Below are 21,144 nucleotides of genomic sequence, written 5' to 3'. Positions count from 1 at the left end.
AACGATGACAGACACGAAGCCGTCCGCACGCGCGGCGGCCCCCGCCCTGGTGCTGGACGGCGTACGCAAGCGCTACGGCGACAAACAGGCCGTGGACGGGATCTCCCTGACCGTGGAGCGCGGCGAGTTCTTCGGCGTGCTCGGGCCGAACGGCGCGGGCAAGACGACGCTCGTGGAGATCATGGAGGGGCTGCGCAAGGCCGACGCGGGCAGCGTCTCGGTCCTCGGCGTCTCCCCCTGGCCCCGGAACCTCGCCCTGCTGCCGCGCATGGGCGTGCAGACCCAGACCTCTGCCTTCTTCACCCGGCTGACGGCACGTGAACACCTGGCGACCGTCGCGGCCCTCTACGGATCCGGCCCCGCCCGAGTCGAGCACACCCTGGCGCTCGTCGGACTGGCCGAGCAGGGCGACGTGCGCGTCGACGTCCTCTCCGGAGGGCAGCGGCAGCGGCTCGCCATCGCCTCCGCGCTCGTCCACGGCCCGGAGCTGATCTTCCTCGACGAACCGACCGCGGCCCTCGACCCGCAGGCGCGCCGCGTCCTGTGGCAGGTGCTGCGCGCGCTCAAGAGCGAAGGGCGCACGATCGTCTACACGACCCATCACCTGGACGAGGCCGAGGCGCTGTGCGACCGCGTGGCCATCATCGTCGCGGGACGGGTGGTGGCGCTCGACAGCCCGGACCGGCTGGTCGGCGCCGCGCAGGCGCCGACCCGGCTGCTGGTACCGGCGGACCGGATCACCGTGGAACGGGCACAGGCCTTCGAGGGCGCCGACCGGGTCACCGCCGAGGGCGGCTCGGTCGTCATCGAAACCCGGTCGGCGGGACCGCTGCTGGCCGCCCTCGGCGCGGACGTCGGCCTCGACGGCATCCGCACCCGCACCGCCACCCTCGAAGACGTCTACCTGGAGCTCACGGGCGAGCTCGCCGGAACGGAGCAGCACGCATGAGCGCCTACACCGCACTGACCGGGGCGAGTTACCGGGCCGCCGTCCGCGACCGGACCACCGTCTTCTTCACCTTCGCCTTCCCCCTGATCTTCCTGGTCGTCTTCGGGCTGATCTTCCGCGGCAAGACGGTGGAGCAGAGCGGGCGCGGCTACATCGACTACATCGCCCCCGGCGTCCTGTCATGGGGCGTGGGCAACGCGGCCGTCTTCGGGGTGGCGTTCACTCTGATGCAGTGGCGCCGCGACGACCTGCTGCGGCTGATCCGGCTGACGCCCACGCCCCTCGGCTCGGTTCTCGCCTCGCGGTACGTCATCGCCCTGGCCATCGGGGCCGTCCAGGCGGTGCTGTTCATCGGCGTGGCCCTGCTGCCGGTCTTCGGACTGCACGTGGACGCCACGTGGCCGTGGGCCCTGCCGGTCCTGGTGAGCGGCATCACCGCGTTCCTCGCGATCGGCATGGTGATCGGCTCGCGGGCCGACACCCCGGAGGCCGTGGCGGCCGTGGCCAACTGCGTCATGGTGCCGATGGCGTTCCTGTCCGGGGCGTTCTACCCCCTGGACGCGATGCCCTCCTGGCTGCAGACCGCGGCCAGGGTGCTGCCGCTGCACTATCTCAACGACGGCATATCGCGGGCGGTCTCCGGGCGCGCCGACCTCGCCTCCACCGCCGTGGCGTGCGGGGGGCTGGCCCTCTTCGCGCTGGTCTTCGGCGGGATCGCGGTGAAGACCTTCCGCTGGAGCAACGCCTCATGAGCACCGCCGCCACGACCACGACCACGACCACCACCACGGCTGCGCTGGTCACCGACCCCATGGCCGCGGCGAGCCGGCGGCTCCAGCAGGCCCTCTCCGAACGCTTCCGGGCTTCGGGGCGGCAGGTCGCCGATCATCCCGCTCCCGTCGTCGTCCCGGTGGGCGCGGCCGACGCCTTCCGGCCCGCTGCGGACCCGTACGGCACGCTGCGCCCCCGCGCCACCGTGCACCTGACCGCGCAGGCGGCACTGATCGGCCCCTGGGGCGCGCAGGGGGATATCCCTGCAGCGTGCGGCGGTTGTCTCGCGCGGCGCTGGCAGCGGCTGCGCTCACGCTCCGAGCGCGACGCCCTCGAAGTGGGCACGGGCATGACCGGGGCAGGCCTGTGGCCCGTACTGCCCGACCACGCCGTGGACGCGATCTGGACCGTGTACGAAGCGGTCCTGCTCTCCGGGCGCCCGGCCGGAGCGGGCCGGCCGGACGGCGAGTGGCACACGTCCGCGGACCTCCCGCTGCCCCAGGTCACGCGCGTCGACCTGGCCACCCTGCGGCTCACCACGCTGCCGCTGCTCGGCGATCCGCTGTGCCCCGCGTGCGGCCCCCTTCCGGGTCCGTACACCCCGCCGGAGCTCGTCACCCGGCCCAAGCCCGGCCCCGGCGCGTCCCGGCTGCGGCCGGCCGGCTCGTACCCGCTGCCGCAAGGAGCCCTGGCCAACCCCGTGTGCGGCGCGCTCGGCGAAGGGACCTGGCTCAACGTCGCCTCGCCCACGACTTCCCCGGTCGCGGGCAGCGTCTTCGTCCGGACGTACGCGGGCCTGTCCGACGTCACCTGGAGCGGCCAGGCCAACTCCTTCGCCGCCAGCCGGACCCTGGCGTACCTGGAGGGCCTCGAACGGTACGCGGGCATCCACCGCCGCCACCGGGGCGAACCGCTCGTCGCCGCCTACGACGACGTGCAGGACGAGGCCGTCGACCCGCGCACCTGCGGCACGTACGCGCCCGAGGTCTACCGCACCGACCCGATGCTCGCACCGTTCGACCCCGCACGGCCCATCCCCTGGGTGCAGGGGTACTCCCTGCGCGACGACCGCACGGTCCTGGTGCCCCGGCGGGCGGTCCACTACGGCGCCGGCCTCGACAGCGACAACTTCGTCTTCGAGAGCTCCAACGGCTGCGCCACCGGCAGCTGCCTGGAGGAGGCCGTCCTGTTCGGGCTGCTGGAACTCGTCGAACGGGACGCGTTCCTGCTCGGCTGGTACGGGCGGGCCCGGCTCACCGGCATCGACCTGGCGTCGTGCCGCGGCGGCGCGGTGCGGGCCATGGCCGACCGCGCGGCGCTCCAGGGCTACGACGTCCACGCCTTCGACAACCGCGTCGACCTCGCCGTGCCCGTGGTGACCGCCGTGGCCGTACGCCGCGACGGCGGGCCCGGCACGCTCTCCTTCGCGGCAGGCGCCCGGCTGGACCCGGAGGAGGCGGTGGAAGCGGCGCTGTCCGAGGTGCTCACGTACCTGCCGCACCTCGACCGGCAGGTGGCCGAGCACCGCACCGCGCTGGAGGCCATGGCCGACGACTTCTCCCTGGTGCGGGAACTCACCCACCACGCCCGGCTGTACGGCCTGCCGCGGATGGCGCAGCACGCGCGCGAGTACCTGGAACCGGAGTCCGTCCGGCCACTGGCGGAGCTCTACGGGCCCTGGCAGCGGCAGCGGCCCGCCACGGGCGATCTCCTGGACGACCTGCTGCTGTGCCGCGACGAACTGACGGGCGCCGGCTTCGACGTGATCGTCGTCGACCAGACCTCCCCGGAGCAGGAGCGGATGGGGCTGTGCACCGTCTCGACGGTGGTGCCCGGACTGGTGCCCATCGACTTCGGCTGGGACCGGCAGCGGGTCCTGGGCATGGACCGGCTGCGGACGGCCTTCCGGCGAGCGGGGTGGCGGTCGACGGACCTGCGGGAGGAGGAGATCAGGCGGGTGCCGCACCCGTTCCCGTGAACGTCGCCCCCGGAGACGACGCGCGCGCCGGAAGCCCTCGGCCAGGGCGGGGACGAGGGCTTCCGGTTCGCCGGCCGTACGCCGGGCGGCTGCGCTGCCTGGGATCAGGCGGAGCAGCTGGTGGTGCTGGTGGTGCTGGAGCAGGTGCTCGTGGAGCTGGAGCTGGTGGAACCGGCGAGGACGACCTCGCTCGCGTCCGAGTAGTCCGAGATCTCGAAGGTCTCCGACTCCAGCTCCAGGATCTCCTGGGCGAGCGTGGCGAGTTCGGCCTGCTGAGCCATGGTGCGTCTCCTTGCGTCGTTGCTGTGGCCGGCGTGCACGGCCGGCGATCCGCCGCCCGTACGCCCGTTCTTGCCCCATCAGTCCAGCAGGGCCCGCTGACAGATCTCTGTGCATGCCGCTGACAACAGGTGTCAGCGGTATGCCGGGAGCAGCCCGGCACCGACCCGAAAGGCTCACCAGCCATGTCCACGCTCCCGCGCGACCTCCTCGAGGCCGTCACGACGCTCTACCTCGACCTGCACGCCCACCCCGAGCTGTCCGGAGAGGAGTCCCGCACGGCGGCCTGCTTCGCGGACTGGCTGACCCGGGCCGGCTACCGGGTGACGAGCGGAGTCGGGGGCCACGGTGTCGTCGCCCTGCTGGAGAACGGCGAGGGGCCGCTGGTCGTGGTGCGCGCCGAACTCGACGCCCTGCCCGTCCAGGAGCGCACCGGCCTGCCGTACGCCAGCCGGGTGAACGTCCCCGTGCCGGTGATGCACGCCTGCGGGCACGACCTCCACCTCGCGGCGGCCGCGGGCGCGGCGAGCGTACTCGCCGGGGAGCTGGGGCTGTGGCGGGGCACGGTGATGGTCGTCGGGCAGCCCGCGGAGGAGACGCTGAGCGGCGCGCAGGCCATGCTCGACGACGGGCTCCACGACCGGTTCGGTCGGCCCGACGCCGTACTGGCCCAGCACGCCGCGCCCCTGCCGGCGGGCATGGTCGCCCATGGAGCGGGCCCCATGACGGCGGGCAGCGTCTCCCTCGACGTCGTCGTCCACGGCCGTGGCGGACACGCCGCGACGCCTCACCTGGCCGTCGACCCGGTGGTGACCGCCGCCGCGGTGGTCCTGCGCCTGCAGACAGTGGTCGCCGCCGAGACGGCACCGGCCGAACAGGTCGTCCTGACCGTCGGCCGCCTGCAGGCGGGCACCCGCGGCAACATCATCCCCGACCGCGCCGAACTCGGCCTCACCGTCCGCGGCTTCTCCGACGCCGCGCTGGACCGGGTGGTGACGGCCGTGCACCGGATCGTCCGCGCGGAATGCGACGCTTCGGGCTGCCCGGTGCCGCCGGAGATCTCCGTCGCTTCGCGCTCTCCCGTCAACCATCCCGATCCGCAACTCACGGCAGCCGTCCGGGACGCGCACGCAGCAGCCTTCGGCGAGGCCCGCGTCACCGGCTGGCCGCCGTCCATGGCCACCGAGGACTTCCCGCTCCTCGCACCCGACGGCGTACCCACGGTGTACTGGATGCTGGGCACGGCCGGCCCCCGCCAGTGGGCGGCCGCCCCGGGCACCACCGCCGCCGAGAAGCTGGCCGCCCTCCCGCCCAACCACTCCCCCCTCTTCGCCCCGAGCCCGCGCCTGGCCCTGCCGACCGGGATCACGGCCATGGTCACGGCGGCGCGGGCCGCACTGGGCAGACACTCGCCGGGCTCTCCCTCGTGATGTGCCTGCGGCGGCTCGGGGCGCGGGCGGGTTCCGCAGTCCTAAAGCTCATACTCCGGCAGTCTGCGGACTTCCCCCGTGCCCAGCGCGATCACGGCCCGGGGCTGCATGGGCCCGTCGCCGCGCCGGGAGAGCAGGACCACTTCCTCGACCACTGCCGGCAGTGCGCCGAGCCGGGCGGCACACTCGGCGGCAAGCTGCCGCGGCTCCTGTGTGCGGCCGAGGGACAGATGCGGGGTGAAGCGGCCGCCACGCCCGCGGCAGAGCGGGAACCGCGACCCCAGCGCCTGCTGGAGACGGGCCCACGGGGCCGGGCCGGCCGCGGCCGGATCGAGCCATACGGTGGCGTAGTGCCGGTGCCGGAAGTACCGGACCCCGGACAGCCGCGCGGTGAACGCCTCGTTCTCCGCCGCCCCGGCGGCCAGCAGCGGCACAGCCCGTACGAACTCCTCCTCCGGTACGAAGCCGAACAGCAGGTTCACATGCGGCGGCCACCGCCGGACCTGCGGATCGTGCTCCCACCGGATCTCCTGAATCGCCGGCCAGAGCTCCTGCGGCGGCATCCACGCCACCGCCGTCCGAGCCGTGGGCACCACCTCAAGCACACTCAACGGCTCGGCCCCGCCGACATCCCGGTTCCCGTCCACACCTCCATGCTCCCGGACCACACCCGAACCACACGGCCCTGCCGTAACCAAACCGCACCGGCACCAGCCGTGCGGGTGAAGGCCCCACCTCAACGGCGGGCCGCCCGACCGGGCTCCGACCAGTGACTGCCCAAGGGGCTAGGGGGAGCCTCAGGGGCGCCTCAGGGGTGTTTCCGGGTTCGCTCAGGGGTGCGACAGTCCGAAGACCGTCAACCTGCCGTAGCGCTCAGAGGTCCCTCCGGGTACCGAACCCAACCGGAGACGGAGAACGCCCACATGGCCACGAACGCCTTACCCCGCACTCTGATCACCCTGGCACTGGCCGGAACGGTCGCCGCAGCCGCGGTCGCCCCGGCCTCCGCTGCACCGCGCGCTACCTCACGCCCGTCCCCTCCCTCTGCTCACTCCGCAACGCAGGACGCTCTCGACGCGATCACGCGCGCGGGGACCCCCGGTGTCCTGGCCCGGGTCGACCGTGCGGGCGAGAGCTGGCACGGCACGTCCGGCGTGGCGGACCTCCGCACCGGCCGCCCGCGCCTTCCGCAGGACCGCTTCCGTATCGGCAGTCTCACCAAGCCCTTCATCGCCACCGTCCTGCTGCAGCTCGCCTCCGAACCCGAGCACGGTCTGTCGACCGACGACACAGTGGACAAGTGGCTGCCGGGCCTGGTGCGCGGCCACGGCAACGACGGACGCCGGATCACTCTGCGCCAGCTGCTCCAGCACACCAGCGGGCTCTACGACTACATCGACGACGACGGCCTCCGCGCCAAGTTCACCGGCAAGGCGTTCTTCACCCACCGGTACGACGGCGCCACGCCGGAGGAACTGGTGCGGATCGGCCTCGCCCACAAGCCGCTCTTCGCGCCCGGCAAGGGCTGGTCCTACTCCAACACCAACTACATCCTGGCCGGCATGGTCATCGAGAAGGCCACCGGACACAGCTACGGCTCCGAAGTGGAACAGCGCATCATCAGACCTCTCGGCCTGCGCGGGACCACGGTCCCCGGCTCGTCGCCGTCGGTGCCCGGCCCGCACGGGCGGCACTATTCCAAGCTCTATGTGGACGACCCTGCCGCACGGATCTACGACGTCACCGACTTCAACCCCTCCTTCTCCGGGGCCTCCGGCGAGATGATCTCCACCGCCCGTGACCTGAACGCCTTCATCCGTGCCCTCCTGGGCGGCGAGCTCCTTCCCCCCGCCCAGCAGAAGGAGATGTTCACCGGCCACGATCTGGGCGGCGGCAGGTCCTACGGCCTTGGGATCCGGTCACAGACGCTCACGGCATGCGGCGTGCAGGTCTGGGGGCACAGCAGCGAGATCACCGGCTCACTGACCCGGACGGCCGCCACCGCCGACGGCGAACACGTCGTCACCATCAACCGCAACGGCGACTGGGGCGATCCCGCGCTCGAGCAGGCGGCCCTCGAAGCGGAATTCTGCCGATGACCGGCGCTGTCAGCCCGCCTGCCGCCGCCCTCCTGGCCGCCGTCGCCCGCGCCCTGCTGCCCTGCTGCCCTGCTGCCCTGGCACGCCGCCCCGAACCCAACGGCTGCGGCAGCGGCCCCAAGGTACGGAACCACGCCGGGGGTGGCGGAAGGCGTGGCGCCGCCGACCGAATCGGGCGAAGCCCTGCTCCCCGATCTGACTGCACTGTTCACCGCCCTCGCCGCGACGAGCGCGCCCGGGGCTGTCCCGCTCACACCGCTGGCCGAGCCCTGGCAGGTCCAGTACCAGGGCAGATTCCGACGCCACACCAGACCCGCGCCCGGGGTATGGACAGCCGAAACCGTCGGCTGCCCGAAGTGCGGAGGCAAGGACGGCCCGTGGACCGTGACCTGTGACTGGCGTCAGGCCACGTTGGGCTGCGCCTGCGGGGTGGTGAGTCGCGAGCACGGCCTCTCCCTCTCCGAGATCTGGCTCGTACTGCCGGAGACCTGACCAACGGCCTTGGGAGCGACCGGCTTCGGGCCGTGCCGGCCGGCCAGCCGGCTCGGTGGGTGCGTGCATGCGTGCATCTGGGATCCTTCTCCTCATGAACACACCACCAGACGGATTGCCCATCTACCGAGTCCTCACCGGACCGGACGACGCCAGGTTCTGCCAACGTGTGAGCGAAGCGATCGGACTTGGCTACGAACTGCACGAAGGCCCCGCCGTCACCTTCAACGGTGAGAGCGTCATCGTCGCCCAGGCTCTGGTCTGGCCGGCACAGCCGTAGGGGCACGGTGGTCGCAATCGGCTCGTACCGTGAGAAGGGCCGCACGGGTCGGGTGAGTTGAGGCGCACACCTGGGCCTGTGCGGCCTCTTCCCATCCTGCCCTGTCCGGGGTGTCCCGTGCACACTTCGGCGAGTGAGCAGCGCCGCCACAGCGCTCAGCCAACACGCGGCCGGCCGGACCGGTAGCGTTTGCCGCGTCGCCAACGGGGAGGGAAGCGCACAGTGGTTGAGCGTATATGGCTGGACGTCCCGTACGCACAGAAGGACGAGGCGAAGAGGGCGGGGGCACGCTGGGATCCGGCCGCCAAGCGCTGGTACGCGCCCCGGGCGGGGATGACCGCCCTCGCCCCGTGGGCGCCGGCCCCCGACGTCCCTGATCTGCTGCCCGGTGAGGACCGTACGCTCGGCAGCGGGCTGTTCGTCGACCTGGTGCCCAGCAGCTGCTGGTTCACCAACGTCCGTTCCTGCGTCACCCAGCAGGACTGGGAACGGCTGCGTCGCATGATTACCCGCCGGGCCGGCATGCGCTGCGAGGCCTGCGGAGCAGGCGAGGACCGGCACGCCAAGAGGTGGCTGGAGGCGCACGAGCGGTGGGTGTACGACGGGGCTCGCCGCGTGCAGACGCTCAAGCGGCTGATCTGCCTGTGCACCGACTGCCACACCGTCACGCACTTCGGCTACGCCCAGGTCCGCGGCCTCGAGGCCCAGGCCTTCGCCCACCTCGTCAAGGTCACCGGGGTGACTCCGGACCGGGCTCGGCGGCACGTCGACGCGGCCTTCGCGCTGTGGCAGCAACGCTCCGCCACGACCTGGAGCCTGGACCTGAGCATCCTCACCGGAGCCGGCATCACCGTCACACCGCCGCCGGACGCACGCGACCGCCGTGGCATCGCCGCCACGACCCTGGCCTCCGAAGGCCAGGTCTGAAGGCGCATCGCCGTATGCCGGACGCGGCACTGCCCGCGGCGCGTCGTTGAAGCCCGTCGCCGGGCCGCGGCGGGCCGGGTCGATGAGGCCGGCCGGTCTTCATGATGACGGTGGTCGACCAGGCGGGCCGGATCCCGTCCGTGGCGGCGGGGGCGGGGTGGTCACCGGTCGCGTTCCAGAGGGCGACCGGTCGCCTTCACGCAGTCCTGGGCGCCGCCGACCAGCACCGCAAGGCCCCGGCTGCCTCGGCGGGCGAGGAGGCTGGCGGCGGTCATCGCACTCTCGCCGTGCCCGCACATGACCACCGCGCCGTCGCGTACCTCCTGGCCGTCGGCGGCCAGGGCACCGAGCTCGGTGTGCGCGGCACCGGGGAGGCTGCCCGGCGGCGAACTCGGTGGCCGGGCGGGCGTCGACCAGGTACGCGTCGTCGGCGAGCAGGGCCCGGACGCGGGCCGGGGTGAGCGGCTTCAGGTCGGGGGTGCCGGTCAGGAGGGCGGGGCCGCGGCGGTTGAGTTCGGCGAGGCGGGCGAAGTAGGCGGGGTAGGAGCCGAGCAGGCGGGCGACGAACGCGTCCTCGTCCGGCACGGCCAGGAGGTCGTTCGCCCGCTTCTGCGCGCCGATGGTGGTGGTCCGCTCGGTTCCGGGCGGGGCCGAGCAGAACGACCCCGCGCCGTGGGTGGGCCACACCTCGGTCGCGTCCGGCAGCTCGGCAAGGCGGCGCAGCGAGCGGTACTGGGCGCGGGCCAGCTCCTCGGCCCGGTCCGCGCCCTGGAGGTCGGTGCGTGCGGCAGAGCCGACGATCAGTGACCCGCCGGTGAACACGCCGAGTTCCCGGGAACCGTCGAGGAGCAGGAAGGACAGGTGCTCGTCCGTGTGGCCGGGTGTGGCGAGGGCTCGCAGGATCAGCCCTCCCAGGTCCACCTTGTCGCCGTCGCCGAGTGCCGTGTGGGGGAAGTCGCGGTGGCCGGCTGCCGAGGCCGGCTGTGAAGGGGATGTCCCGGCGGCGCCGGCCGAGCAGTGCGGCTTGCCGTCGGCCGGCAAAGGGACAAGCGCCGCGACGACCAGCAGGCGACCATGCACGGGTGTGCCGGCAGCTGGTCGACCGCCGCGCGCCCGGTGCGCCGGGCGCGTTCTACTCCGCGCCGGGCAGCAGTTCGGCCTCGACGGCTACCGATGGGTGCAGGCTCATGCGGCAGGGCACCTGCCCGTCCGTCATCAGGACGTCGGGCACCGCGGACTCGTAGAAACGCAGGTGCCCTATGGGGCCCGGGGTCGACGTCCGCGCGGCCAGCCACGTCAGAAGGGCCTCGAGGGCGGGGAACTCGTCGGGGTGCACCTCCTGGCGCGCGGTGAGGGCCCAGCCTCCCGGGCCTCGGCAGAGTTCACCGACCAGAGCCCCGCCGATGCGCCATGCCGGGCCCCGGGAAGCAAGCAGAGGGTACGTCTCGGGGCCTTCTGCCTCCCCATCCTGCTCATCGTGGTCGGCGCCGCCGCCCTCGTCGGACATGTGCCAGCGGAGCACTGCCACGTCCGTCTCCGGAAGGGTGTCCGGGAGGTCGAGGGCCAGTTGCAGTTCGTATATGTCACTCACGCCGGAAGAATAGGGCGCACCAGGCGGCGGAGGGCACGGCCCCCGGTCAAGCCCTAGGGGCGGCTCCGGGGCGTGCGGTGAGTGCGGAGGCGCCGGCTGGCGAGCCCGCGCTTCGGAGAGAGGGAACCCGGGCCTGCCCGCAGCGTGTCTGTCCCGGCGTCGATGCTGCCTCACAGGGGGTGGGCAGCCGAAGACGGGGGGATCCTATGCCTGCGACAAAGGGTATTGGGCGTCGCATACTGACGGGAGCGGCGACCATGGTGGCGACCGCCGCCTCCTTGGTCGCGACCATCGCGACACGCGCTGGGGTACTGGTCATGCCGGAACAGGAACAAGAGGCCGCGCTGAGCCGGATCCGCGCATTCCTCGCGAGTAGACCGGAGACCGCCCGCGGCGAGTTCACTCTCCCGATGCTGACCGGCGTGCTGCGCGTCCGGCAGCTGTGAAGCGTGACGCATCACGCCGACACCCGAGCCTGACGGCTTACTCACCTGAGAAGTGCCTCCGGCTGGTGCGTGAACGAGCGTCTCGACAACTCTCATACTCACTGGTCAGAGGCACTTTTCACTGAGCCGACCGCCCGCCCGCCGGACAGCCCGTTTCATGAAAGTGCGAGGCTGGCCCTCAGGAGGCCGGAACCTCCTGTGGGTTCGGGCCGTAGGCGTTCTCCCGCGGCTTGCCGGCCGTGGCCCAGAACACGATCAGGACGATGAGACCGATGATCGGAATCAGGCCAATCAGTACCCACCAGCCCGACCGGTCGATGTCGTGCAGGCGCCGGACGCTGACAGCGAGGCTGGGAAGGAACACGGCGACGTCGTAGACGGTTTCGATGATCATGCCCGTGCCGAGCAGAGCGTCGATGACGGCCAGCACGATGCTGATGACAAGGCTGACCAGGGTGAACATCCAGAACTCGGGGCGGCTCGCCCGTCCGCTGAATGTCGCGTATTTCTTGAGCACATCCACATACCAGTGCACCTGCGCCCCCAAGAGCCGCGGCTGGCCCGTCCGCACGGACCAGGCCTCATCTCGAACGTAGGTGGCTCAAACAGGTCGGTCAACGGTCGTGAGGATGCGGGCAACAGCGCCAGCAGAGTGCTCCCGGGCTCCTGCGTGCGCGCCTGGGCCTACGCGAGCCCCCGTCCATTGTTCGCTCCGCACGCCCGACCGTCCGCTCCGCCCGCAGGAAGCGCCTGGGGCAACACGGGGCCGGCCTTCCCCGGTGAGCAGGGGCCACGGCATTACGCTGCACAGCGTGACAACCACAGCACCCAGTCACGTCTACTACTTCGAGGTGGGGACGGGAGTCCGGCGAGGGACGTTCACCTTCCGCGTCACCTCGTGGCAGCGTTTCCTGCGCGCCCGGGAGATCGGTGCGAAGAACCGGCTGCTCGTCATCGTCATGTGCGTGTCACAGTGGCTCACCGGAGCGTCCCAGCTGGACTCCACCATCGTGGCCAAGCCGCGCGAGGGAGATTTCGGAGAGGCCGACAACACGGTCAGGCTCTCGAAATTCGGTGCGACCCTCTACCTGTTGCAGGAGCGCTACGTCCTCGACCCCGACGGCCGCACGATCGTCGTGCACGCGGACGAGCAATTCGGCCCCGTGCCGAGGTTCCTCGCACGGACCTTCACCTACCCTGCAGAGATCCGTGAGGCGGGCATGGCGTCCACCTACCACATGCCTCTGCTGGGAACCGCCTGGACCGCGACCTACCAGGTGGCAGCCGACCGGCGCGCACTCGCCGGGGAGCTGGTGTGCGACTGGGCGAAGGCCACGGAGAAAGCCGCCCGGGTCCCTGCAGCCGGCAGCACCACCGGAGACCGCCCATGACGGCCGTGGGCCCCTCCCCCGCCGAAAAGGTCGCAGGCGTGGCCCGCGGCCTCGCGGACCACGTGAGGCGATACGACGAAATGCGCGACCCCCGTGCGGTGTTCGCCTACGCCTACTACCGGCTCACCTCCAGCCTGGCCGCGAGCCTGCGCACGAACGCGCTCTCGTTCCGGGAGCCGCACTGGGTCGCCGACCTGTCCGTCTCCCTCGCATCCGCCTACTTCACGGCCATAACGGCCATCGACGCCTGGCTCGGGGAACGGGAACAGCCGCCGCGCCGGGACGCCGTCGTCGACCGGGCGGACCTGCCGGAGACCATTCCGCAGCCATGGCGCGACGTATACGCCGCCTCCACCGCCCGGCGGTCCTACGTCCTCGAGGACGTGCTCTTCTCCATGATGGCGCACATGTCCTACGACCTGCCCCTCGCCTTGCGGTCCCTGAACGCCCGACGGAGCAACCACGAGCACATCGGCGACTTCCACCGGATGAACGAGCTGCTCGCGAAGTGCATCGACGAGGTGCAGGACGACCTGGCCGACCGGTACTGCCGCGGTCTGCGCTCGCTTGACCGGCTGTTCACCCGCGACGACGAGCTCCTGACGAACTACGGCATCCGCGTCGTCCGGGGTCTCGCCTGGTTCAACTGCGACCGGCTCCTGGACCCGGCGTCGGCCGCCGAGGCGACGGGCTCCATCAGCAGGTCCACGGCTGCCCTCATCACACGCATCAGGTACCCGGACGACTGGAAGCTGCGCTGCGGCACCCGCCTCCTGCGCCTGCTGATCCCTTCCCGCAGGCAGTGGCCCCTACCGGGCACGGCCCTCGACTGACGCGGCATGGGCTCCGGCCGGCCCGCGCCCTTCAGCTCTCGCCCATCATGCGGTACATGCCGATCGAGTCGTGCGTGGCGGTATCTGCGAAGCCGAACTTCTCGTAGAGGAAGCGTGCGGGGCCGTCCGCGATCAGAGAGACGTAAGCGGTGGCGGGCGCCCGGCGCTCCAGTTCCTCGGTGAGCGCGGCCATGATGAGCCTGCCGAGGCCGCGGCCCTGATGCGCAGGGTGTACGCATATGTCGACGATCTGGAACGCAGTACCACCGTCTCCGATGATTCGCCCCATGCCGATGGGCTCGCCCTCGTGGTGGAGGACCACGCCGTGCCACGTGTTGGGCAGGGCGAGTGCGACGGCCTCGGGGGTTTTGTCGGAGAGACCGGCATCCGTGCGCAGACGGCGGAAGACCTCGACGGAGGGCACGCCCGCACGCAACTCGTAAGGGTCAATTGAGCTATTCATGTGTTACACGCTACAGGGTGTGCGATGGGGTGCCCCCACGACCTGATTCCACCGCACAGCTCGCAGGTCCAGCCGTCCCGGCGCCGCGCCATGCCGCGAGTCCGCCGATGACCGACTTGGTGGCGCCCTGGAGTTCGTAGACGCCCTGGTCCTCCTCCGGAAGGAGGGGGCGTAGTCACCTTCGGCCTGGGCGGCAACCGCACCCGCCGGCACGCCGGTCGCGTTCACGCTCAATAAGCGCAAGGGCCCATTCCGTATTTCCGCACGCAGAAATCACCGAGCAGGCAGGTGAGAAGGGCGATGGGCCATTACCATTCCCCCCACGGGGCGAGCGACGCGACCGCCCCACGGGGGAGTTGGTCGTCATGCCACTGAAGACATACGGCGTACTCATCGCACGCGCAGTCGGCACCCGCCGAGAGGGTGCCGCCGACACGCCTCACTACCAAATCCATCTCACAGACGATCATGGGACGCACTACCGCATCGCGGTGAACGTGGAGTCGCAGGAGCAGCCGTCCGAGCTGCTCTACCTCGTCCACGAGGATTTCCGGCATCCCGTCACCGACCGCCTCACAGGCCTCGCCGGCGGCTGGAACACCTTGCCGCCGGGGCCCGGCGGACCCAACCTCGACTTCGTCCGCGGAAACCTCTTCGACCCGGCGGAGATGCGAACCCTCCCGCCCGACGTCGAGGGACCCGACAACGACCTCGCCGACCTCCTCGACCACTACGTGCGGGACGCGGTCGAGGACCCCACCGCCAGACTGTACGTCTTCGGCGAGCGCTGGGGCCCCGAGCCGAAGATCAAGGACAAGGTCTTCGGGTTCCTGCCGGGCAACGGCGTCCACGACATCCACATGAACCAGGGCAACAGCTCCAAGTTCCGGCAGAGCGACGGGGTATGGCAGGACGGCGGGTTGCTGATCCACTTCCCGGGCCGGTCCCGCTGGGTCGCCGTGTTCCTGGCCTTCCAGAGCCAGCAGTGGAAGACGGATGACGTTACCGGCCACACCCTCCCCTCAGGCGGCGGCACCCGTCCCGAGCCGGACAGCCAACCGGTACGGATCGTGGCGGCCCTCGTCAACCCTCGCGGTCCGGCACCGGAGCAGGAGAGCGTCACCCTCATCAACGCCTCGCCCAGCGCTGTCGACCTGACCGGATGGCGCGTCATCGACCGGCTCGGCCACGGCGGCACCGTGCCTCCGGGCCCCCTTGCCTCGGGCGCCTGCCTGCTCGTCCCGCTCACCAACGGCGCCCAGCTCGGCAATCACGGCGGGGAGATATCCCTCATGGACGCCGACGGCAGGAAGGTACACGGCGTCTCGTACACGGCAGACCAGGCTGGGCGCGAGGGCTGGTCCGTGGTGTTCTGAGCATCTCCGATCCGGTACGGGGCTGCCGGCCAGGAGGCGGCCCCCGTCTGATGGCATCATCCTCCGCGGCCTTCCCACTGCTGACCGGCACTACCGTGTTGCCGTACACCGCCCGTGCTCGTCATTCATGTCGAGAAGAACGCAAAAGCGCGAGGATGACAAGGAGTCAGGTCATGGCACTCTCCCGCAGGCGGCGGACGATCATCACCGCAGTGTTCCTCGTGGCGACGGCGGGGTTCTGCCTCCCCTCGGATGCCGCCAGTCCGGCGCCCAGCATCAAGGAGGTGGCACAAGGGACGCAGGCCGGTCCGGTGAAAGTGGACGTCTCGGGCCCCGTACAGGTCAACTTCCGTGAAGTCAGCATCCCGCCGGGCGGCTCCACGGGAAAGCACTGCCATCACGGCCAGCTGGTCGGCGTCGTCAAATCCGGCACGCTCACCCACTACGCACCCGTGTACCCGGGTGGGGTCCATGTGTACCGCACGGGCGATTCCATCACCGAAGGCAGGGGATACGTCCACGAGGGGCGCAACGAAGGGTCCGCTCCCCTGGTCCTCTGGGCCACGTACATGACCCCGGAGGGCAAGCCTCTGGCGGAAACGGACCTCGCCCAGTGCGATCGGCCCCGCTGAGACGGTCGAGGTTTCTCTTGAACCACCCCGACGTGCCCGGCCACGGCAGCTGCGGCGATCAGTAGCACGCTCACGAACGGGTGGCGTCGGCCTGGGCGATGGCGCGGAACCCACGGCCCGACCAGCCGGTCCGCCAGGTTCAGTCCCGATACCGCCTTCGGCGGGACGAAATAGGCCCTGGTCGGGACCCGGAGCGGAGTGCTGCGTCGTCCGGGAACCCTTCGCGGCGCGGGAGCCGAAGGGCGACGCGGCGGTCGCCTCCGTTGCCGGTGAGTGAGGTGTCCTAGATCACTGAGGCGAGTTCCGTCAGGAATCCATCATTCCGGCTTCCACCGCCCTACGCTCACCGAACGCGACAGGAGAACCACAGAATCGACACAGACTCTCCACAGAAAGCGATCATGAACAGAACCATGAAGAGAGCCGCGAAACTTCTCACTGCGCCGGCCGCCGCTCTCACCCTCCTCTTACCCGTCCTCGCAGCGACCGCGACCCCCGCAGCCGCCGCGACCGACGCCTACACCTTCACCAACACCGACGGCACCCTCAACGCGACCGGCACCCGCGACGGAAACCAGATCTCCGTCACCCCCGACGGCACCAACTACACGAACTGGCGGCTGATCAAGCTCAGCGCTCCCGGCACGTTCAACATCGCCAGCACCTCCTCCGGGAAGTGCATATACGCCTCCCAGCCCGCCGTACAGCAGTCCTGCGGCAAGGACGGCGAGCAGTGGCACTTCCGCCCCGTGGACGGCAAGCCCAACGCCTTCGGCATCGTCCGCCGCGACGACTCCAGCGGCACCGAGTACTGCATGGACAACCGGGGTGGCCTCCACCTGTGGGGCATCCTCGCCCAGCCCAACGCCTGCAACGGCAGCGCGAGCCAGGAATGGACGGTCCCCGCGTCGAAGGCGGCCGAAGCGAAGAGCCTCGCCCTCGACTACTACGCCGACCTGTGCGCGAAAAAGACCTCCACGTGCTCATGGACCGAGAAGTCCGAAGGGCAGCCCGAAGTCCTGCCCCGACAGCCCGCCTCGTCGGTCTGGTACAACGACACCAGCGGCACCATGAAGCAGGTCTTCACCACGATCTACCACTCCGGCTGGGCGCAGTCGTACTCCGCGGGCCTGTCGTCCTCCGTCGGTGTCAGCACTCCGGTCCAGGCGATGATTGCCAACCAGCTCACCGCGACGCAGACCTACCAGTCCGACGAGACCACCGTGAACGGCATCGCGATCGACGTCCCGTCCAAGAACTACGGATGGGTCGACTTCGCCGCCGTCGGCAAGAAGGTCACCGGCACGTGGACCTTCAACACCGACAACCAGCCGTGGACCACTGACGCGACCGTGACCGTCCCCGTCGTCAACTCGGCGGCCGGCTCCACGATGTACGTCGCCCGCACCAGCGCGGACGCGCCCGGCAGTGGCACCAGCAGCGCCGACGTCAAGCCTGCCGCTCTCGCGAAGACCGCGACGGGCACCATGGACGTGCCCGCGGGCGCCAAGCTGACCGCCTACAAGGGCGGTGTCCAAGTCAGTGACGCCAACGGCAGCACGATCGCAACGGTGCAGCCCGGCACCGTCACGGACACCAACGGCACGACCCACAAGGTCAGTCTCGCGGTGAACGGCAACACCGTCACCCAGACCATCGAAGGCGTCACCGGCGACACCGTCACCGGCACGATCACGCCCCCGACCTTCTCCCTGGGCAGCGGCACCCCCGCCGCCCCCGCCGCCGCCGCCGCGAAGGAGACCGTCAAGGTGATGACGGCGGCGAATTCCTTCATGGCCGCTCCCGCTTCCAAGAGCAGCGACGAGCACGACAAGTGCATGGCCAAGAAGATCGGCACCAGCATCGTCGTGGGAGGTGCCATGGGCGTCCTGACCGGTCCCGAAGGAGTCGCCATCGGCATGCTCACCGGCGCGTTCAAGGGCATCGCCAAGGGCGTCATAGAGTGCTGACCGAGCACGTGACCTGACCACCTGAACGACCGCGTCCCCATGCCTACGGACTGGCAGGGGACGTGGTGTTTTTCAGGGGAAGGGCGAGGGTTCAGGTCATCCGTCCACAACCGAAGCCTCGATGCGTTCGTGGTGGCCCCTCGCGCACATCGCGTAGGACTTGCACGAGCGCAATGGAGGAGCAGCCGCCGCCTGCACCGTCCACTTCCTGAAAGGCTGAAAGGGCTGCGCCAATGCGCTTTCGTACACCCGCAGGGACCATCGATGCGCAACCTCAGGCCCAGTGAATCGATAACTGAGGCATGAAACTGCTCGTCACCCTCAACGCTCTCAGTGCTCTCAGTGCGGTCACGCTCGGCATGACTGCCGCACCCGCCCACGCCTCCGGCACCGACGATCCCCTCGCTCCCGTACAGAAGCTCTCGGCCGATGTCCAGTCCACAGTGTGCCGGCAGGACCTCACCACGGTGCCCGTCGTCAGCCAGTACGCCGGGGTGGTGAAGGAGGCCTGCGGCAGCAAGGGCAGCCCCCATGCCGGCCGAGCGCAACGCTGAGGCGGTCAAACTGCGTCGGCAACTACTGGTTCAGCAGTTCCTCGGCTTCCTCCTGCGTCATCGTGACCGCCTCCGCGAAGGGGATCCCCTTCTCCTTCAGGGGGCAGCCGGGAAAGTGGTCCGACCTCTCACCGTGAGCGGCGCCGCACAGAGGGCACTGCCGGGGAGGCGCGCTTGGCATCGCTCTTCTCCTTACTGCTGTGTCGAGTCGAGCCGGTTCGCTGCCGAGGACCGGGGGGTTCCCTCATCTCCGGCCCCCCCCGGCCACGCCCTGGCGACACCTATACCCACGACGGTGGCGGCCACGGCTCCGGCAGCGGTCCAGCGCCATAGGGGGGTGGCCTCGTGGTCCGGCGGTACCAGCGCCAGGATGCCGCTCACCGCCAGGAGTACGAGGCCCAGGTTGAAGCAGCGCATCGCAAGACGTATTCAGCACAGCAGGCCCGGCCCGGTGACGATGCATCACGAGGTGATCGCGGCTCCAGGGAGCCGGCAGCGGGCCGTCCGCTGAGCGTGCCGTACCAGTCCGGTCCGGTCCGGTCCCCGGCCGCGCGTCACCTTGAGATGCGGGCTTCGATGCCGTCGAGCAGGAAGTCGAGGCCGATCCGGAAGGTGTGGTCGGCGTCCAGGTGGGCGGCATCGCGCCCCACCGTGGCCGGCGCCGGGAATCGGCCGGTGGCGAAGCTCCGCTCCAGATAGGGCCCGAGTGAGGCCTGCCAACATAGGGCCCGAGTGCGGCCTGCCAACGCTTCTCGTCCATCCCGGTGGCCCGCTCGGCACGCCAGTCGGTGGGCCTGGAGCGACGCGGCATCATCCCCGCGCTCCCAAGAGTCACGCCGTTCGAAGGCGTGAAGGACAAGAGCACCCAGGCCTCCGACCACGCCACCCTCTTCCCCGACCTCGACCTGTGAGGGCGGTCGGGCGGCCCGGCCGCAGGGGCGCTCGAAGGGACCGGCTGCTGCGCTCGGCGAGCCCGCCCGGCTCACGGTCGGCGAGGTGGGCTTGTCCTCGGTTGGCGGCCGGACCCTCCTGAGTTTTTGCGCCGTACGGGTGGCACGGCGGGGGCCGACAGGTCGCGCAGATCACGATGGGGAAGGCTCGGGTCGCATGTCACTGTGGGTGACTGTGGGTGCCGCGCTCTGACCAGGCGGGGTGTTCTGGCACGTCGGGTCTTGGGGCGACAACCCATGCGAACGAGGATCAGCAGGCACCTGGAGTCCGTCTTCCCCGAGGTCACCGCGGGCCTGGAGGCTGCTCCGCCGAGGGCTCCGCGGAGGGGGCCGGCCCTTCCGCCCGAGTTCAACTGGCGCGACTACACCGTCATGCTGCTGCGCGTCGCTGCGGAGATCGAGCATTCCCTGATGGTGCAGTACCTGTTCGCCGCGTACTCGCTGGGCGGCCCTCAGGTCCCCGAAAACCTCCGTGCGGACGTGCGGCGCTGGCAGGAGATCATCCTCGGCATCGCGAAGGAGGAGATGGGCCACCTGCTCACCGTGCAGAACCTGCTCATCGCACTGGGCGGCCCGGTCAATCTCGGCCGGGAGGACTACCCGTGGGGCACGGACTTCTACCCGTTCCCCTTCACGCTCCGGCGCCTCACCCCGGAGTCGCTCGCCCGGTACATCTGCGCGGAAAGCCCGCCTGACTGGACGGGCGAGGAGGCGGAGCGGATCAAGCGTCTGGCGGCCGGTGAGCAGGGCATGCCGGTCAATCGCGTGGGCGCCCTCTACGAGAGACTGTCGGAAATCCTTCAGGACCGGAGCCGGATCCCGGACGCCGCCTTCCAGGCCTCGACGCTTCCCAACCAGGCTTCCTGGGACGAGTGGGGCCGTGGATACACCCGTGGTCAACGTGGCCGGGACTCCGGAAACGTGCCCGAGCTCCAGTCGCCCGATCTGCTGATCATCCGTGTCCGCTCGCGCGACTCCGCTCTGACGGCGCTCAGCCGCATCGGCGAACAGGGCGAGGCGTTCCACCTCCAGGACCGGCCCCCGGCGACCGGCACCGATCTGTCACACTTCGACCGATTCCTAACGATCTTTCGGGAACTGGAACGGGTGCATCAACCGGACCGGGAGGCAGTCGCTCGACGCGTCGCCGAGAACCCGAGAACCGATCAACAACTGAATGAGGAAACCCTGGCGCTGACGTCGGCGCTGGGCCTCGGGGCAGGTCAGCCACGACCCGAGGTCAATCCCATCACGCACCCTGAGGCCGCCGGCTGGGGTCATCTCTTCAACCTGCGCTACCGCATGCTGCTCACCGATCTCACGCATGCCTTCCACCTCGCCGCCACCCCGGACAACGGCACCACCCTGACCGCGCGCGGATCGCTGATCCACCAGGCCTTCGGCGAAATGTACAACCTCCGGGCCATCGCCGGGACACTGATCCAATTCCCGCTCGACAGCGAGGGGGCCTCCGGTCTCGTGGCCGGCCCGCCGTTCGAGATGCCGTACACGCTGGACCTCCCGCCGGGCGAGCGCAACCGGTGGTTGCTGCAGCGCGATCTCACAGACGCCGCGGCGCACGCCATTGATGACTTGCTCGCCACGACGCCGGCACCCGGGGGCGAGGCGTACCTTCGTGCCCTCCGCGAGGCGGACGCACAAGCGCGGGAGATCATCGACCGCATCCTGGCCGAGGGCTGAGCACCGCTCGCCCCTGATGAACCGCTGACGAG

The 21,144-nt window shown here is 70.5% G+C and carries 24 protein-coding genes; 17 read left to right on the top strand and 7 right to left on the bottom strand.

Translation table 11 applies throughout. The annotated features are described in order from the left end of the window. The first annotated feature begins 4 nt into the window (after positions 1-4). The 3 genes from AS857_RS15605 to AS857_RS15595 are packed head-to-tail and all read left to right on the top strand — an operon-like array spanning position 5 to position 3,698. Positions 5-949, top strand: a complete 945-nt coding sequence (locus AS857_RS15605) for an ABC transporter ATP-binding protein (RefSeq protein ID WP_058043694.1) — start codon at positions 5-7, stop codon at positions 947-949. Next, positions 946-1,701, top strand: coding sequence for an ABC transporter permease (locus tag AS857_RS15600; RefSeq protein ID WP_058043693.1), 756 nt, complete (start codon positions 946-948; stop codon positions 1,699-1,701). The genes AS857_RS15605 and AS857_RS15600 overlap by 4 nt, the downstream gene beginning before the upstream one ends. Beyond that, positions 1,698-3,698 (top strand): TOMM precursor leader peptide-binding protein, encoded by a 2,001-nt coding sequence (locus AS857_RS15595; RefSeq protein WP_058043692.1) that lies wholly within the window; start codon positions 1,698-1,700, stop codon positions 3,696-3,698. Before AS857_RS15600 ends, AS857_RS15595 begins: the two co-directional genes overlap by 4 nt. A 104-nt stretch (positions 3,699-3,802) precedes the next feature. Here AS857_RS15595 and AS857_RS15590 read toward each other — a convergent pair whose 3' ends face one another. Then, complete coding sequence (locus tag AS857_RS15590; RefSeq protein ID WP_058043691.1) at positions 3,803-3,979, bottom strand: thiazolylpeptide-type bacteriocin; 177 nt, start codon at positions 3,977-3,979, stop codon at positions 3,803-3,805. A 183-nt stretch (positions 3,980-4,162) separates the two neighbouring features. On the opposite strand from AS857_RS15590, the gene AS857_RS15585 reads away from it, so the two are divergent. Then, positions 4,163-5,407 (top strand): amidohydrolase, encoded by a 1,245-nt coding sequence (locus AS857_RS15585; protein WP_058043690.1) that lies wholly within the window; start codon positions 4,163-4,165, stop codon positions 5,405-5,407. A 41-nt stretch (positions 5,408-5,448) separates the two neighbouring features. On the opposite strand, the gene AS857_RS15580 is transcribed toward AS857_RS15585, so the two are convergent. After that, positions 5,449-6,000, bottom strand: a complete 552-nt coding sequence (locus tag AS857_RS15580; RefSeq protein ID WP_245699855.1) for a 2'-5' RNA ligase family protein — start codon at positions 5,998-6,000, stop codon at positions 5,449-5,451. Between the two features lie 330 nt (positions 6,001-6,330). On the opposite strand from AS857_RS15580, the gene AS857_RS15575 reads away from it, so the two are divergent. From AS857_RS15575 to AS857_RS15560, 4 genes are all read left to right on the top strand, one after another. Further along, positions 6,331-7,506, top strand: a complete 1,176-nt coding sequence (locus AS857_RS15575) for a serine hydrolase domain-containing protein (protein ID WP_058043688.1) — start codon at positions 6,331-6,333, stop codon at positions 7,504-7,506. A gap of 153 nt (positions 7,507-7,659) precedes the next feature. Continuing rightward, the gene (locus AS857_RS15570; RefSeq protein WP_245699854.1) at positions 7,660-7,998 is read left to right on the top strand and encodes a hypothetical protein; all 339 of its coding nucleotides are present in this window, start codon (positions 7,660-7,662) and stop codon (positions 7,996-7,998) included. Between the two features lie 94 nt (positions 7,999-8,092). Next, positions 8,093-8,278 carry a DUF1737 domain-containing protein gene (locus AS857_RS15565; RefSeq protein WP_058043687.1) on the top strand — a complete coding sequence of 62 codons (186 nt, stop codon included), beginning with the start codon at positions 8,093-8,095 and terminating at the stop codon, positions 8,276-8,278. A gap of 222 nt (positions 8,279-8,500) precedes the next feature. Further along, a complete protein-coding gene (locus AS857_RS15560; protein WP_058043686.1) occupies positions 8,501-9,205 on the top strand; it encodes a DUF5710 domain-containing protein in 705 nt (234 codons plus the stop codon). Positions 9,206-9,304: 99 nt separating this feature from the next. Here the strand turns inward: AS857_RS15560 and AS857_RS15555 are convergent, their stop codons facing one another. Both AS857_RS15555 and AS857_RS15550 read right to left on the bottom strand, forming a co-directional pair. Then, entirely contained in the window at positions 9,305-10,285 is a 981-nt protein-coding gene (locus AS857_RS15555; RefSeq protein ID WP_245699853.1) for an MBL fold metallo-hydrolase, read from the bottom strand. A 52-nt stretch (positions 10,286-10,337) separates the two neighbouring features. After that, on the bottom strand, positions 10,338-10,796 hold the full coding sequence (locus tag AS857_RS15550) for a hypothetical protein (RefSeq protein ID WP_058043684.1): 459 nt from the start codon (positions 10,794-10,796) through the stop codon (positions 10,338-10,340). Positions 10,797-11,113: 317 nt separating this feature from the next. Here AS857_RS15550 and AS857_RS41915 point away from each other — a divergent pair, with 317 nt between their 5' ends. Next, positions 11,114-11,242 carry a hypothetical protein gene (locus AS857_RS41915; RefSeq protein WP_275477362.1) on the top strand — a complete coding sequence of 43 codons (129 nt, stop codon included), beginning with the start codon at positions 11,114-11,116 and terminating at the stop codon, positions 11,240-11,242. 178 nt (positions 11,243-11,420) lie between these two features. On the opposite strand, the gene AS857_RS15540 is transcribed toward AS857_RS41915, so the two are convergent. Continuing rightward, positions 11,421-11,777: a DUF805 domain-containing protein gene (locus AS857_RS15540; RefSeq protein WP_058044172.1), complete on the bottom strand. Its 357-nt coding sequence runs from the start codon at positions 11,775-11,777 to the stop codon at positions 11,421-11,423. Positions 11,778-12,054: 277 nt separating this feature from the next. Between AS857_RS15540 and AS857_RS15535 the strand changes: the two genes are divergently transcribed. Beyond that, a complete protein-coding gene (locus tag AS857_RS15535) occupies positions 12,055-12,633 on the top strand; it encodes a hypothetical protein (RefSeq protein WP_144440833.1) in 579 nt (192 codons plus the stop codon). Continuing rightward, entirely contained in the window at positions 12,630-13,466 is an 837-nt protein-coding gene (locus tag AS857_RS15530; protein WP_058043681.1) for a DUF5995 family protein, read from the top strand. Before AS857_RS15535 ends, AS857_RS15530 begins: the two co-directional genes overlap by 4 nt. A 31-nt stretch (positions 13,467-13,497) precedes the next feature. Here AS857_RS15530 and AS857_RS15525 read toward each other — a convergent pair whose 3' ends face one another. Then, entirely contained in the window at positions 13,498-13,929 is a 432-nt protein-coding gene (locus tag AS857_RS15525) for a GNAT family N-acetyltransferase (RefSeq protein WP_058043680.1), read from the bottom strand. A gap of 365 nt (positions 13,930-14,294) precedes the next feature. Between AS857_RS15525 and AS857_RS15520 the strand changes: the two genes are divergently transcribed. The 4 genes from AS857_RS15520 (at position 14,295) to AS857_RS15505 (ending at position 18,461) form a co-directional block, all read left to right on the top strand. Further along, a complete protein-coding gene (locus AS857_RS15520; RefSeq protein WP_058043679.1) occupies positions 14,295-15,305 on the top strand; it encodes a DUF2278 family protein in 1,011 nt (336 codons plus the stop codon). A gap of 173 nt (positions 15,306-15,478) precedes the next feature. After that, on the top strand, positions 15,479-15,937 hold the full coding sequence (locus AS857_RS15515; RefSeq protein ID WP_058043678.1) for a cupin domain-containing protein: 459 nt from the start codon (positions 15,479-15,481) through the stop codon (positions 15,935-15,937). A gap of 401 nt (positions 15,938-16,338) precedes the next feature. Continuing rightward, positions 16,339-17,907: an RICIN domain-containing protein gene (locus AS857_RS15510; protein ID WP_144440832.1), complete on the top strand. Its 1,569-nt coding sequence runs from the start codon at positions 16,339-16,341 to the stop codon at positions 17,905-17,907. A gap of 302 nt (positions 17,908-18,209) precedes the next feature. Further along, a complete protein-coding gene (locus AS857_RS15505; RefSeq protein WP_058043676.1) occupies positions 18,210-18,461 on the top strand; it encodes a hypothetical protein in 252 nt (83 codons plus the stop codon). A gap of 22 nt (positions 18,462-18,483) precedes the next feature. On the opposite strand, the gene AS857_RS39980 is transcribed toward AS857_RS15505, so the two are convergent. Next, on the bottom strand, positions 18,484-18,642 hold the full coding sequence (locus tag AS857_RS39980) for a hypothetical protein (protein WP_160330240.1): 159 nt from the start codon (positions 18,640-18,642) through the stop codon (positions 18,484-18,486). 583 nt (positions 18,643-19,225) lie between these two features. On the opposite strand from AS857_RS39980, the gene AS857_RS40250 reads away from it, so the two are divergent. Both AS857_RS40250 and AS857_RS15495 read left to right on the top strand, forming a co-directional pair. Continuing rightward, positions 19,226-19,372, top strand: coding sequence for a hypothetical protein (locus AS857_RS40250; RefSeq protein ID WP_162492564.1), 147 nt, complete (start codon positions 19,226-19,228; stop codon positions 19,370-19,372). Positions 19,373-19,783: 411 nt separating this feature from the next. Continuing rightward, entirely contained in the window at positions 19,784-21,112 is a 1,329-nt protein-coding gene (locus AS857_RS15495) for a ferritin-like domain-containing protein (protein ID WP_160330239.1), read from the top strand. The last annotated feature ends 32 nt before the right edge of the window (positions 21,113-21,144 follow it).

The organism is Streptomyces roseifaciens (assembly GCF_001445655.1).
Taxonomy (GTDB): Bacteria; Actinomycetota; Actinomycetes; order Streptomycetales; family Streptomycetaceae; genus Streptomyces; species Streptomyces aureoversilis.
Note: the sequence above shows the minus strand (reverse complement) of the source record. Positions and strands in the feature narration are given on the sequence as shown.